The organism is Thermoflexus sp. (assembly GCF_034432235.1).
Taxonomy (GTDB): domain Bacteria; phylum Chloroflexota; class Anaerolineae; order Thermoflexales; family Thermoflexaceae; genus Thermoflexus.
Genome location: NZ_DAOUCJ010000078.1, coordinates 1 through 13,021, shown reverse-complemented (window position 1 = coordinate 13,021; position 13,021 = coordinate 1). Strand labels below are relative to the sequence as shown.

General features: G+C 65.9%; 13 protein-coding genes. 3 read left to right on the top strand and 10 right to left on the bottom strand.

Translation table 11 applies throughout. The annotated features are described in order from the left end of the window. Positions 1-267: 267 nt before the first annotated feature. Genes VAE54_RS09550 through VAE54_RS09540 form a run of 3 tightly spaced genes read left to right on the top strand, consistent with a single transcriptional unit; the run spans position 268 to position 2,462 of the window. The gene (locus VAE54_RS09550) at positions 268-501 is read left to right on the top strand and encodes a hypothetical protein (protein WP_322801734.1); all 234 of its coding nucleotides are present in this window, start codon (positions 268-270) and stop codon (positions 499-501) included. 36 nt (positions 502-537) lie between these two features. Continuing rightward, positions 538-1,026: an SH3 domain-containing protein gene (locus VAE54_RS09545; protein ID WP_322801733.1), complete on the top strand. Its 489-nt coding sequence runs from the start codon at positions 538-540 to the stop codon at positions 1,024-1,026. Between the two features lie 35 nt (positions 1,027-1,061). Next, a complete protein-coding gene (locus VAE54_RS09540; protein ID WP_322801732.1) occupies positions 1,062-2,462 on the top strand; it encodes an MATE family efflux transporter in 1,401 nt (466 codons plus the stop codon). A 34-nt stretch (positions 2,463-2,496) separates the two neighbouring features. Here VAE54_RS09540 and VAE54_RS09535 read toward each other — a convergent pair whose 3' ends face one another. The 10 genes from VAE54_RS09535 to VAE54_RS09490 all read right to left on the bottom strand — a co-directional run. Continuing rightward, complete coding sequence (locus VAE54_RS09535) at positions 2,497-3,288, bottom strand: hypothetical protein (RefSeq protein WP_322801731.1); 792 nt, start codon at positions 3,286-3,288, stop codon at positions 2,497-2,499. A 13-nt stretch (positions 3,289-3,301) separates the two neighbouring features. Continuing rightward, the gene (locus VAE54_RS09530; RefSeq protein WP_322801730.1) at positions 3,302-3,814 is read right to left on the bottom strand and encodes a Mut7-C RNAse domain-containing protein; all 513 of its coding nucleotides are present in this window, start codon (positions 3,812-3,814) and stop codon (positions 3,302-3,304) included. 209 nt (positions 3,815-4,023) lie between these two features. Further along, on the bottom strand, positions 4,024-5,541 hold the full coding sequence (gene lysS, locus VAE54_RS09525; RefSeq protein WP_322801729.1) for a lysine--tRNA ligase: 1,518 nt from the start codon (positions 5,539-5,541) through the stop codon (positions 4,024-4,026). 10 nt (positions 5,542-5,551) lie between these two features. Then, on the bottom strand, positions 5,552-6,025 hold the full coding sequence (greA, locus tag VAE54_RS09520; RefSeq protein ID WP_322801728.1) for a transcription elongation factor GreA: 474 nt from the start codon (positions 6,023-6,025) through the stop codon (positions 5,552-5,554). Positions 6,026-6,342: 317 nt separating this feature from the next. Then, a complete protein-coding gene (infB, locus tag VAE54_RS09515; RefSeq protein ID WP_322801727.1) occupies positions 6,343-8,130 on the bottom strand; it encodes a translation initiation factor IF-2 in 1,788 nt (595 codons plus the stop codon). Positions 8,131-8,326: 196 nt separating this feature from the next. Beyond that, entirely contained in the window at positions 8,327-8,611 is a 285-nt protein-coding gene (rnpM, locus tag VAE54_RS09510; RefSeq protein ID WP_322801726.1) for an RNase P modulator RnpM, read from the bottom strand. A 146-nt stretch (positions 8,612-8,757) separates the two neighbouring features. Continuing rightward, entirely contained in the window at positions 8,758-9,348 is a 591-nt protein-coding gene (locus VAE54_RS09505) for a Uma2 family endonuclease (RefSeq protein WP_322801725.1), read from the bottom strand. A gap of 19 nt (positions 9,349-9,367) precedes the next feature. Continuing rightward, complete coding sequence (locus tag VAE54_RS09500) at positions 9,368-10,039, bottom strand: Uma2 family endonuclease (protein WP_322801724.1); 672 nt, start codon at positions 10,037-10,039, stop codon at positions 9,368-9,370. Between the two features lie 5 nt (positions 10,040-10,044). Then, the gene (nusA, locus tag VAE54_RS09495) at positions 10,045-11,802 is read right to left on the bottom strand and encodes a transcription termination factor NusA (RefSeq protein ID WP_322801723.1); all 1,758 of its coding nucleotides are present in this window, start codon (positions 11,800-11,802) and stop codon (positions 10,045-10,047) included. A 631-nt stretch (positions 11,803-12,433) separates the two neighbouring features. Further along, the coding region (locus tag VAE54_RS09490; protein WP_322801722.1) for a DNA translocase FtsK at positions 12,434-13,021 on the bottom strand (588 nt) is incomplete at its 5' end.

Sequence of the window (13,021 nt, the reverse complement as noted above, 5' to 3'; positions counted from 1 at the left end):
TGCTCCTCTCTCGCTATACCTCCCTGGAAGGCGCGAAGGCCTTCTTCAAGGGGTTAGGATACCCGGTGATGGATTCCCTCCCGCTGGACCTGGATGTGGTAGCAGGGGCGTCCCGCCGGGACGCCCCTGCCAGCGTGCGGGAGGCGGTCCGTTCGATAGTTCAGCTGGTGCATATCGGCGATAGATCCTCGTTCCGGGTCTTTCACGTCGAACGGGTGGGGGCAGGGCATGCCGTGCCCCTACCATTCCAGCGGAGGGAATCGAACCATGTCTTACGACCCGGAAAAGCACCATCGATGTAGCATCCGCCTGAAGGAGTATGATTACACCCAGCCCGGCGTGTATTTCATCACGGTGTGCACCCACGAGCGGGCATGCCGGTTTGGCGAGGTGGCGAAGGGCGAAATGCGGCTGAATGAGCTGGGCCGGATTGTGTGGGAGGAATGGTTTCGTTCCGCTGCCGTACGCCCAAATATATCCCCCCGGCTCGGCGTAGAATAGAGACGATTCATCATGCCCCTCGCTGAGGGAGGATCGATGCAGCGGCCGATCCGTGTGCGTCCCCGCCCAGGGGAGGGCGAGTTGCGGGCCTCGGAGTGGTTGCTGTTTTTCGGCGCCCTCCTTGCGGCGCTGCTGATCTGTGGAGGAGGGTTCTGGCAGCTCCAGCGATCCATGGCGGGCGCGCTGAGCGGCCCGCCCACCGCCACGCCGCGGCCGACATGGACCCCTTCTCCACGCCCCAGCCCCACCCCTCCGGCGCCTACGCCCACGCCGACCCTCCCCGCCGCTGTCCAGGTGGGGATCTTCGTAAAGGTGAGCGGGGCCGGCGAGCAGGGGCTGAGTTTCCGTCGGGCCCCCAGTCTGCAGGCGGAGCGGATCCGATTCCTTCCCGAAGGGACAATCATGCGGGTGGTCGGCGGCCCGAAGGAAGCGGATGGGTTGACCTGGTGGCAGCTGGAGGATCCACGGACCGGGGAACGGGGCTGGGCGGCGGGCGCCTATCTCACACCGTCCTATGGGCCATAGCGTCCCTGCTACGGCATCCAGAAGGGAGTAGAGCGATGCCGTTCCGTGAAATCCGACGCGCCCCGGCCGGGCTTGGGATTGCCCGCCGTGTCCATCGAGGCGTTCCGGCCCCATGGACCCCGACGCTGAAGGTTGTGCTCGGGCTGGCCTGGCCGGCGGTCCTGGAGCAACTGTTGAACATCGTGGTGGACTGGACGGATGCCTACCTCGCCGGGCATCTGGGAACCATCGCCCTGGCCGCCGTGGGGTTGAGCGGCCAGCTCACGAACCTGGTCGCGGTCTTCTTCGGCGCCCTCGGGGTGGGGGCCACAGCTCTGGTGGCCCGCGCCGTCGGCGCCGGCGACCGGGATCAGGCCGGCCGGATCACCCTCCAGGCGCTGCTCGGCGCGGGAGCCCTCGGGCTGGTCGGGATGGGGCTCGCAGGGATCGGCGGGGCCTGGCTGTTCGCCGCCCTGGGCGCGGAGCCGGCGGTGGGGGCCGCCGCCCGGGTCTATCTGAACATCGTGGCCCTCTCCTTCCCGGCCATGGCTGTCCTCTTTGTGGGCAACGCCGCGCTCCGGGGCGCCGGGGACACGCTCACCCCGATGCGCATCTGGGCGGTGGTGGTCTTCGCCAACGCCGCGCTGGCATGGATTCTATCCGGCCCATGGAGCCCCTTTCATCTGGGCATCGCCGGATTGGGCATGGCGGCGGCCCTGGCCCGGACCCTAGGGGCGGTGCTGGTCGGGGTGCGGTTGTGGCGGGGAACCGCCCGTCTGGCCCTGCCGCATCAGGGGTTAAGGCTCGAATGGGCGGTGCTGCAGCGGATCCTCCGGGTCGGGCTGCCGGCGGGGGCGGAGCAGTTGCTGCTGCAGCTGGCTCTGCTGAATTTGACCGGCGTGATCACGGCCCTGGGGACCGCCGCGTATGCCGCCCATCAGATCGGGCTGCGGGTGATGTCCCTTTCCTTCCTTCCCGGGTGGGGATTCGCCGTGGCCGCCTCCACCCTGACGGGCCAGGCCCTGGGCGCGCGACAACCGGAGGCGGGGAGAAGGGCGACGTTCAGCGCCCTCTTCCTGGCGCTGGCCCTGATGGGAACGATGGGGCTGGCCCTGGCCCTGGGAGGGCCCTTGCTGGTGGATCTGTTCACCGAAGATCCGGAGGTCATCGCTCAGGGCGCGGCGGCCCTGCGGATCACCGCGCTGATCCAGCCGGCCATGGCGGTCAGCTTTGTGTTCTCCGGCGCGTTGCGCGGGGCCGGGGATACCCGTTATACGCTGCTGGTCACGGCCACCTCCATCTGGATCGTTCGTCTCCCCATCGCGATCCTCTTCGCCCATGGGCTGGGCTGGGGGCTGCCCGGCGCCTGGCTGGGCATGCTGGCGGATTTCGCGGTGCGGGCGTTGCTGTTCGCCTGGCGCTTCCTCAGCGGGGCCTGGGAGCGCGTTCGCGTTTGAGGTGGAAGGCTGAGGCGGAAGCCCTTCCGACCCTCTAAGCGGGAAGCGTCCGCACGATCCATGCGGTAAGGATCAGCGCGAGGGCCCACAGGATTCCCTGTGCGCGACGGGAACGACAGATCCGATCTTCCTGGAGCAATAGACCGATAAGCGCCAGGCCATAAGCTCCGGGTCCATGACTCAGGGCCACGGCCCAGGCGACCCACAAGGGCCAGGCGACCCATCCGACTGCCGGGCGTTGAAATCCCACCCAGGCCAGACCGATCGGGATCCCCGCCACAAGAGCAGGCGCTGAGGGGTTCCCCCCGGCCAGCCCCAGCCACCAGGGAAAGGCCCCGAAGACCCACCGCCAGATCCCCCCCCCGATCCCCGGATGGCCCAGACGCCGCCCGAGGAGGAGAGAGACCCCAACCCCCAGGGTCAGCCATGCCCCGATGCCCCCCACCAGCCCGATCCCTATTCCGAGGGCAGCGAGCGCGGTCGCTATGGTGGCCAGGAATTCTGGATCTTCCCGGGCCCGCGTCCGGATCTCCCGGACCCGCTGCCCGATCGTGCGAAGGAAGAGATCCGCTGGGCTATCGGAGCGGAGATAGGGCAGGGAAAACGAAGGGGGTTCCGGGGAGAGGCGCTTGCCCTCTCCATACAGTTCGAGCAACAGCCGGCGCAGCGCTGGCCATCCGGCTTCCGTTAGCAGCCATGCCCCCAGCAGCCAGGGCCCCGGGGATGGGCGGCCAGCGGCTGCCCACGCCGCCGTTAGGATCAGCGTGGCTTCCCCTTTCCCGAATAAGACCAGGAGCGGAAAGCCCCTTCCCTCGCCCGGCTGCATGGGAGCTCTGAAGTCAGGCTCTGAGACCCTGACCATCATCGAGCCCGAGGTCATGGATCTCCAGGGCTTTCAGCACGGACCGCATCCGCTCAAAATGCGTGCCGGGCCAGTAAACGCGGCCGCATTCCGGGCACCGATGGAAGCGTTCATACTGCCGCCAGACGAAAGCGGGGACACAGGAGGCCACCGCTTCTCGCGGGACGGGGGTCAGGCGGGCGTTGCACACCGGGCAGCGGGAGAACGGGACGTCCGCAGGCTCCCCGAACTGCTCCCGGATGGCCCGCAGTTGCTGGATGAGGTCCTCGTGGTCCACCAAGAACGCGTGGGGTCCTCCCCGGCGAGCCAGGGCATGATCCCGGGTGAGCAGGATGCGATCCTCCGCCTGGGCGATGCGCAACAGGGCGTCATCATCGAGGGAGGGATCGTAGTGGGTATCGTAACCCAGGATCCGCAACCACTTCGCCAAGCGGCCAAGCATCGTATCGGCCACAAAGCGGGCGGAACGATGGTTTGCCAGCGGACTCATCGCGGCCCCCTCAGGGATCGGCGGCGCATCTTTGTGGCAGTCTTTAATGCTTCGATTCTCCGCAGCACCCCTGGATGATCTGTGGGAGAATAACGGCGTTGATCTCCCCCGAGGGATGGGGGAGGAGTCTTCCCGCCTTCCGCCATTCAGGGCCCATCGTGCATGTCCGGCCGTGATCGCAGGTGGTCTGGGGAAGGCCGTCCCGGGCGCTAACCTTCCGCCAGTTCTTCCAGTTCGGCCTCCTCCTGACGGCGTTCCCGGGGCCGAAGGTGCGGGAACAGGATCACCTCCCGGATCGAGCGCCGATCGGTAAAGAGCATGGTCAGACGGTCGATCCCCACCCCCAGGCCTCCGTTCGGAGGCATCCCATAGCGCATTGCATCCAGATAGTCCTCATCCATCGGATGCGCCTCCTCATCTCCAGCCTCGCGCGCCCGTCCCTGTTCCAGGAACCGCTGCTCCTGATCCAGCGGGTCGTTCAGCTCCGTGAAGGCATTGCAGATCTCCATGCCTCCGATGAATCCCTCGAAACGTTCCACCGTCCCCGGATCGTCCGGGCGGGCCTTGGCCAGGGGCGAGATCTCCCGAGGGTAATCATAAACGAAAGTCGGCTGGATGAGGTTGGGCTCCACGAACTTCGAGATCAGGTCATCGATCAGCTTGCCCCGACTGGCGCGAGGGTCGACCTCGATGCCGCGGGCCGCCATGGCGGCGGCCAGGGATTCCCGGGTGGGGTGCTGGGCGATGTCGATCCCTGCGAACTCCAGGATGGCCTCCCGGAGGGGGATGCGGCGCCAGGGCGGATTGAGATCGATCTCGTGGCCCTGGTAAACCAGGGTACGGCGCCCCAGCACCCGATCGGCGGCGAAGGCGATCAGCTCCTCCGTCAGCCGCATCATCTCCTCATAATCGGCGTAGGCCACGTAGCATTCCATCTGGGTGAATTCCGGATTGTGCTTGAAGGAAATCCCCTCGTTGCGGAAATCGCGGCCGATCTCATATACCCGCTCGAACATCCCCACCAGCAGACGCTTGAGGTAGAGCTCAAAGCTGATCCGTAGGTAGAGTTGCTGCTTCAGCTCGTTGTGATAGGTCACGAAGGGACGAGCGGAGGCCCCGCCGTAAATCGGCTGCAGGATCGGCGTCTCCACCTCGATGAACCCTCGTTCGTCCAGGAAGGCCCGGATGGCCCGGACGAGGGCCGCGCGGGTGCGGAAGACCTCCCGAACCTCCGGGTTCATCATCAGGTCCAGGTAGCGACGCCGGTAACGGGTCTCCACATCCTTCAGGCCGTGCCAGCGGGAGGGGGGCGGGTAGATCGCCTTGGCCAGCATGCGGAAATCCCGAACCCGAAGGGAGATCTCCCCGGTCCGGGTGCGCATCATCGTCCCTTCTGCCTCGATGAAATCGCCCAGGTCGAAAAATTCCTGGAAGAAACGATACCGCTCCTCGCCCAGGTCATCGTAGCGGAGGAATAGCTGGAGACGACCGTCGCCGTCGTGGAGGTCCGCGAAGGTCACCTTTCCCATCACCCGGATCGCCGTGAGGCGCCCGGCGACTACCGCCTCCACAGTTTCCTCGCCGCCCTCGACAGCCTGGAAGGCCCGGATCGCCTGCGCGCTGGTGTGGGTGCGCCGCGAACGCGGCGGATACGGATCGATGCCCTGGGCCCGGAGGCGGGCGACCTTTTCCAGACGGCGGCGGACGATCTCTCGAAAGAGGGCCATCGTCGGAAACCTATTCGATGCGGAGGATGCGGAAACGCAGAACCCCATCTGGGGCGTTGACGGTGATCACATCCCCCACCTGGCGCCCCAGGAGAGCCTGCCCCAGCGGGGACTCATTGGAGATCCGGCCTCGAGCAGGGTCCGCCTCGGCCGAGCCGACCACCTGATAGCGCTCTGGGGTGGAGCTGCCCTCCTCCTGAATGGTCACCCAGCTCCCCAGGGTGACAAAGGTTTTAGGGCCCGTGGTTTCCTCAATGATCACCGCCCGGCGGAGCATGGACTCCAGCATCATGATGCGGCCTTCCACAAACGCCTGCTCCGTCTTGGCGGCCTCGTATTCGGCGTTTTCATCATAATTGCCTTCGTCCATCGCCAGGTTCAACCGCTTCGCGATCTCCTGGCGCCGGACCGTGCGGAGATACTCCAGCTCTTCAAGGAGCTTCTGATAACCCTCACGGGTCAGATAGATCGGTTGCTCGCTCATAGGTCCTCACAAGAGTATAGTTTTCGCAGCGATATCCCATGGACAGCAGGATGATAAACAGAAAGAGCGCCCATTCAGGCGCCCTGTTTGTTGAAACTTGTCCCTTGATCCCGGTCATCCTCTCGATGGCGCCCCCATTATAGCATGTCTCTGAGGGGGAAACAAGAGCGGGTCCCCCGGGCGTGGGCCCTTCCTGGCGATCCGGGCTTGGGCTTTTTCCCTCCCCGCGGCTCACCGGGCCATGGGGAGGGGACGGGGGGCGGGGGGCCCCATCTCCCTCTCCCATCCCAGCGGGAAGTTCGGCCAACCTGGGCCCGCTATGCCGCTGCGATCTCCTCCCGGATGAAGCACTCCAGGATATCCCCCGTGGCGAAATCGTGGAATCCCTCCAGTCCAACCCCGCATTCGTAGCCGGCGCGGACCTCGGTGACGTCGTCTTTATAACGCTTGAGGGAGGCGATGCGGCCTTCGTGGATCTTCTGGCCGCCCCGCAGGACCCGCACCAGGGCGTTCCGCCGGATCTCGCCATCCCGGACGTAACAGCCCGCCACCTGGCCCCCCCGCACCTTGAAGACCTGGCGGACCTCGGCGTGGCCCAGGATCCGTTCCTGGATGGTGGGGGCCAGCATGCCCTTCAGGGCCTTCTCCAGGTCCTCCTCGATATGATAGATCACATTGTAAAGCCGGATGTCCACCCCCTCGTTCTCCGCCAGCCGCTTCGCCGCCGCATCCACCGGGACGTTGAATCCGATGATGATGGCGTCGGAGGCAGCCGCCAGGGTGACATCGGAGACGCTGACCTCGCCGGCATCGGCATGCAGGACGTTCAGCTGGAGCTGATCCCGGGCGTGCTTCTCCACCAGCCGCTGCAAGAGACTGATGATCGGCTCAATGGATCCCTGGACGTCCGTCTTGACGATGACATTGAATTCGCGAACCTTTCCCGCCTGCATGCGGCGGTAAAGGTCTTCCAGGCTCATCCGCCGGACCTGGCGTTGTCGCTGGCGCTCGGCCGCCCGCCGCTCCGCCAGCTCCCGGGCCTGGCGCTCGCTTTCCACCACCTCAAAGAAATCTCCCGCCTCCGGCACATCTGAGAGCCCCAGGACCTCCACCGGCGTGGAGGGAGGCGCCTTCTTCAACGGACGGCCCCGGTCGTCGAACATGGCGCGGACCCGACCGTAGGTGGCACCGGCCACAATGATGTCCCCTTGTTTGAGGGTGCCGTTCTGCACCAGCAGGGTGGCCACCGGCCCGCGCTTATCCACCCGCGCGTCGATCACCGTGCCCACCGCCGGGCGATCCGGGTTGGCCCTGATCTCCCGGGTCTCCGCCACCAAGAGGATCGCCTCCAGGAGATCCTCGATGCCGATGCGCTGTTTGGCCGAGACCTTCACCACGATGGTGTCGCCCCCATATTCCTGGGGAACCAGGCCGAGCTCCGAGAGCTGGCTCATCACGCGCTCGACGTTGGCGGTGGGCTTATCGATCTTGTTGAGGGCCACGATCACCGGCAAGCGGGCGGCCCGGGCGTGGGCCAGCGCCTCGCGGGTCTGGGGCATCACCCCATCATCGGCAGCCACCACCAGGACGGCGATATCGGTGACCTGGGCGCCGCGGGCTCGCATCTGGGTGAACGCCTCGTGGCCCGGCGTATCCAGGAAGGTGATCTTGCGCCCGTTGTATTCCACCTGATAGGCACCGATCCGCTGTGTGATCTGCCCTACCTCCTGGGCCGCCACGTTCGTGCGGCGGATGGCGTCCAGCAGGGTGGTCTTCCCGTGATCCACGTGGCCGAGGACCACGACGACGGGCGGCCGCGGCTTCAGTTTGGAGGGATCTTCTCCGGCATAGAGGCGCTCCCAGAGCAAAGAAGGGCCTTCCGCTTCCGCGGCCTCCGGCGGCCGCTGCTCCCGGGGTTCAAAGCCGAACTCATGGGCCACCAAGGCTGCCGTTTCATAATCGATGCGCTGGTTGATGCTGGCCATAATCCCGTTGTGCATGAGGACCTTGATGACATCGATGGGGCTCACCGACATCAGCGCAGCCAGCTCGCGCACCGTAATGCTCGCCGGGATCTCGATCTCTTTCCGTCCGTTCTGCCGCATCTCTTACCTCCTCGCGAAACAGGATGGGTGCTTTCCCCATGGATCCTGCACGTTCATCCGGAATCCTGGCGCAGCCCTGCGGATAAAAAAGCCGGCACGGTGGCCCTCGCCGACCGTGCCGGTGGATCCAATCCAGGATGCCCTGCTGCCTGTGCAAGCCCCGAAGAGCCCTCCGGCGATCTCCCTCAGGGTCGCATCACGCTTCATCCTCCGGCAGGGTCGCGGCATAGGCCACCAGCGCCATGCGGTCCTCCTCCCGCAGCGCCTCGATCCGCAGGGCGTATTCCAGGCGCCCATCCTTCAAGGCCCGTTCCCAGCAGGAACGCCGGGGATGCAGATACGCTCCCCGACCGGATTTCTTCCCTGTCGGATCGATCTCCACGCGGCCCTCCGGGGTGCGGACGATGCGGATCATCTCCCGCTTCGCCTGCACCTGCCGGCAGCCCACGCACGTGCGTTGAGGGATATGCTTCCGCGCCATCTGGGTTCCATGCTCGCAGGGCTTATCTCGTAGACTGGACGGCCCGATTCGCCCGGGATCCTGTAGGGAACGGCCCTGTCTTAAAAGTTCCCCGCAGGAAGCCCGCTGCGCAACCGGCGCTCCACGTCGAATCGGATGACGAGCCTTCATCCGAAGATCCGGTCCACCTCCACGGTGAAACCGACGAGGAGCACGGAATGGGCCGTCTGGCCCATACCCCACTTGCCGATCAGCTCATAGGCTCCGCCCTTCAGCTCATACACCTCGACCGTTTGCGCTTCCGGATCAACAATCCAGTATTCCAGCACCCCTGCCTGGGCATATTCCGCAAACTTCTCGACCCGATCTGTCCTCCGGGTAGCCGGCGAGGTGACCTCAACGACGAGGTCCGGAACACCGCATACCTGCTCGCCGATGCGATCGACATGCTCGCGAGCAATAAAGAAGATGTCCGGCTCGCGGATCTTGCCCGCCCACAGGCGGACGGGGAGAGGAGCAAAGCGAACCACCCCCAGCTTGTGCCGCTCGATCAACGCGTGAAGCGCCAGAAACAGGTTTTGAAGGGCCGTCTGATGCGTGTAGGTGGGATGCGGCGGCACCAGCAGCCTCCCCTCCGAGAGCTCCACGATTCGATTCCGATCCGGCAGGGCGAAGAAGTCCTCCTCCGTCCACTGTCCCTGAGGAGGGTAAAGTTCCGCCACCTCCACCGTTCGTCCTCCCCGGGTTCGAGCTCCCATACGCTCCTCCCCCCACCGGTCATGTCTCGTCCAGGCGCCCTCCGATCTCCTGCTCTGACCCCAGGATGCGGCGCAGGCACGGTTCGACCGGAGGCAGGGGCCTCTGGAACAGCCATCCCACCTCCAGCCAGAACCCTGGCACCCCCTGGCTGACCAGCCGCCCTTCCCGCATCCGCACCATCGCCTCATTGCCACCTTTCACCCGGTGCGCCACCACCTCCTCCTGCTCCAGGTCCACCACCCCGTACTCCGGGATCCCCGCCGCCCGATACTCCAGCGCCTTCTCCCCCAGATCCATCCCCCGGGTGGCGGGGCTGGTCACCCCGATCACCAGGACGGGCCGCACGGTCAGGGGCACCCCCCGGGCCCGGGAGATCTCCTCTGGTGGCAGCACGAAGAGATCCGGCTTCCGCACCACGTCCGGGAGCACCTGAAGGGCTGCGGGGCCCGCCAGAACTTTCCCCCATCCCCTGGCTTCACAATACCCGGCCAGAAGCCGCAGGAGGAAGATCACGACGTCCTGATGTTCAGCCGTAGCCGGCGAGTGCATCACGACCTCCCCGCGCACGAACTCCCAGACCGGGCTCTCGGGAGCCTCCGCCAGATAGCGCTCCAGCGTCCAGCCACCCATCCGCACCACATACGGACCCGGGATCGGCCGCTTCCGCTCATCCACGACCATCACAGGCATGGCCCTCACTCCTCCAGCCAGTCGCGCACCCGCCCGCCACGCATCCGTCGCAGCCAGGTTTCGTCCTCATAATCGATCTCATAACGGACCCGCCGGCGCTCCTTTCCCTTGCCGGCCTTCTTGCGCCGCCGGAGCTCCTCCTCTTCCTCTTCCTCATCTTCCTCGTCTTCGGTTTCCTTGATCCCTATGGGCTCCGGGATCGGGAGGGGAACTTCCAGAGCCTCCAGCGTTGGCTCCGGAGGGGGAGCCTCTATGGGAGCCGGAGTCTCCGGGTGAGGTTCCTCGCTCCCGGGGATTTCCGTCTCCGCAGCCTCCAGGGCAACCGGCTCCAGAACGACTTCCGAAATCGAAGGGGCCGACGCCACCGCCGCCACCGGCTCGGGAGCGGGAACCTCCTCCACCGCCTGGGTTGGCTCCGCCTCCTGAGGAGCAGGCTCCGGTTTCTCCAGCGGGATTTCTGGAGCCTCCGCGCGGGCGGCTTTCTGCGCCTTGCGCCGGGCCCGCTCGGCCTCCCGCCGCGCCATATAGGCCTGATAAGCGGCCTCCAGGAACGTCCGGGCCTCCCGGAGCTCATCGGCGCTCCAGGGCAGGCCGGGCTGGCTCTTATGACGGGCCAGCGCCTCCCGCATCGCGGGGATCAGGCGGGCGGCCTCCCCCATCCGCTCCTGCAATTCGGGATCCTCCACGCGGGGGAGCCACTGCTCCAGCGCCTCCGTCAGGCTGTGGATATCGATCCGCCACCCTGTCAGGCGCGCCGCCAGCCGGGCGTTCAGGCCCTCCCGTCCGATGGCCAGAGAGAGCTGATCATCCGGCACCACCACCTGGGCGGTCCGCTCCGAGCGCTTCTCCTCGAACAGATGCACCGTGAGCACCCGGGCCGGGCTCAGGGCTTTCGCGATGAAGATCGCGGGGTCCGGATGCCACTCGATCACATCGATTTTCTCGCCCCCCAGCTCGTGGACCAGGTTCTGGATCCGCATGCCGCGCTGGCCAACGCATGCCCCCACGGCGTCGATGTTCGGCTGCGTGGCGGCCACGGCCACTTTCGTGCGCTGGCCCGGCTCGCGGGCGATCGCCTTGATCTCCACCAGGCCGTTGTAGATCTCCGGCACCTCGGTCTCCAGCAGCCGACGGATCAGGTTCTTGTGGGTCCGGGAAAGGATCAGCTGCGGCCCTCGGGGCGTTTGCCGGACCTCTGCCAGATAGGCGCGGATCCGCTGGTGGGGCTGGAGCCGCTCCCCGGGCACCATCTGATTGCGAGGCAGAATCGCCTCCGCCCGCCCCTGGGCCAGCAGGACCGTCGCCCCCTGGGGGGTGACGGCCTGAACCACCCCGTGGACGATCTCGCCTTCCTGTTCGGAGAAGTAACGATAGAGATACTCCCGCTCCGCCTCGCGGATGCGTTGCAGGATGATCTGTCGCACATTCTGGGCCGCGATCCGCTGCGCGAAATTCGCTGGCGTGACATCGACGCGAATCGTCTCCCCTACCCGGATGTCCGGGCGGATCCGTCGAGCCTCCTCCAGAGAGATCTCATGGCGAGGATCCTTAACGGCTTCCACCACCGTCTTCTGGAGGAAAACGCGGACCTGGCCGTTTTCGAGATCGATCTCCACATCGACGGCCTGGGCACTTCCCATATCGGTCATCCGACGGAACACGGTGGCCAGGGCCCCCTTCAGGACCTCCAGGACCACCTCCCGAGGAAGGTTCCGATCGGCGGCGATCTGATTCACGGCCAGCAGGAGCTCGCTCTTCGCCATTCGATGGCTCCTCTTTCTGCATATTCGTTCTCAAGATGGCGCGGTGGATCCCGCCCAGGTTCGAAGGGCTCAACAGGCCCGTGAAGACAGCCCCTTTCATGATCCTCATATCCCCGTATGAACAACACAGGGGCGCCTGATCGCGCCCCTGTTTATCCAAGGGATCCTCCGACGATGAAACCCGCTATGAAAACTTGACAGGCACCCCGGGAGAGCCCGCCTGTCCTCTCAAACTCCAGGCACAGATCCATCGAGCCATTCTGTTTTACATTTTAAACATAACCCCCTGAAACGTCAAGGAGATCGATCCGGAGGTCCCACCCCCGCATTCTGGCTTCCGGACCCTGCCGTACCCTCGCACCCTTTCCGAGGCAGATCGATCTGGCCGTCCAGAACGGCCTACCCTCGCAGAGACCCATAGGCCAGCCAAACGCCTTCCTGGCAGTTCCCTTCCCAGGGGCCAGCAACTCCCACAGGCATGGGGCGGATTGTCCCCGGAGCTCGCTGCGGGCAAAGCGATGGGCAAACGAGCGTCGCACGAACGAGGACGTCAGCGGGGCGGCAGCGCTGGCCCAGAAACCCGCCTGGCGACGCGCCCTCGCCCAAAACCCACACCTGGGATGCCGGCCTTCTATCGCCGGAACCAGTCCGGCGGGGGTTCCCAGTTGTCCGGGATGAGGAGCGGACGCAGGCGGCCGCTGGGCTCCGGCGGGCCGATGATCCCGAGCTCCTCCAAGCGGTCGATGAGGCGAGCGGCCTTGGGATAGCCGATGCGCAGCTTGCGCTGAAGCAGGGAAGTGGACGCCCCACGATGCCGCTTGATGATCTCGATCGCCTCCCGTAACAGGGCCTCTTCGTCCTCCTCCTCGAATTCGCCGCGGCTCACCGAACGGCCACTCCCCACCTCCAGGGGGGTCACCATCCCTTCCCAGGGGGCAGGCTCTGGCCGCTCATCCGCATAGCGCTCCTGCCAGAACCGCACCACCCGCTCCACCTCTCCATCCGAAACATAGGCGCCCTGGACCCGAACCGGCTTCCCCAGATCCGGCGGCAGGAAGAGCATATCCCCACGCCCCAGCAGGGTCTCCGCTCCCGGCGTGTCCAGGATCACCCGGGAGTCCACCGAGGAGGCCACCGCGAAGGCGATGCGGGCCGGGAAGTTGGCCTTGATCAATCCGGTCACCACATCCACGCTGGGGCGCTGGGTGGCGATCACCAG

What these genes read in the sequence shown, in the direction of transcription:
- VAE54_RS09530 (WP_322801730.1), bottom strand. Translation starts at nt 3,814, where the DNA reads ATGAGTCCGCTGGCAAACCATCGTTCCGCCCGCTTTGTGGCCGATACG.
- VAE54_RS09500 (WP_322801724.1), bottom strand. Translation starts at nt 10,039, where the DNA reads ATGCCTGTGATGGTCGTGGATGAGCGGAAGCGGCCGATCCCGGGTCCG.
- lysS (WP_322801729.1), bottom strand. Translation starts at nt 5,541, where the DNA reads ATGGCCCTCTTTCGAGAGATCGTCCGCCGCCGTCTGGAAAAGGTCGCC.
- VAE54_RS09550 (WP_322801734.1), top strand. Translation starts at nt 268, where the DNA reads ATGTCTTACGACCCGGAAAAGCACCATCGATGTAGCATCCGCCTGAAG.
- nusA (WP_322801723.1), bottom strand. Translation starts at nt 11,802, where the DNA reads ATGGCGAAGAGCGAGCTCCTGCTGGCCGTGAATCAGATCGCCGCCGAT.
- infB (WP_322801727.1), bottom strand. Translation starts at nt 8,130, where the DNA reads ATGCGGCAGAACGGACGGAAAGAGATCGAGATCCCGGCGAGCATTACG.
- VAE54_RS09540 (WP_322801732.1), top strand. Translation starts at nt 1,062, where the DNA reads ATGCCGTTCCGTGAAATCCGACGCGCCCCGGCCGGGCTTGGGATTGCC.
- VAE54_RS09505 (WP_322801725.1), bottom strand. Translation starts at nt 9,348, where the DNA reads ATGGGAGCTCGAACCCGGGGAGGACGAACGGTGGAGGTGGCGGAACTT.
- VAE54_RS09535 (WP_322801731.1), bottom strand. Translation starts at nt 3,288, where the DNA reads ATGCAGCCGGGCGAGGGAAGGGGCTTTCCGCTCCTGGTCTTATTCGGG.
- rnpM (WP_322801726.1), bottom strand. Translation starts at nt 8,611, where the DNA reads ATGGCGCGGAAGCATATCCCTCAACGCACGTGCGTGGGCTGCCGGCAG.
- VAE54_RS09545 (WP_322801733.1), top strand. Translation starts at nt 538, where the DNA reads ATGCAGCGGCCGATCCGTGTGCGTCCCCGCCCAGGGGAGGGCGAGTTG.
- greA (WP_322801728.1), bottom strand. Translation starts at nt 6,025, where the DNA reads ATGAGCGAGCAACCGATCTATCTGACCCGTGAGGGTTATCAGAAGCTC.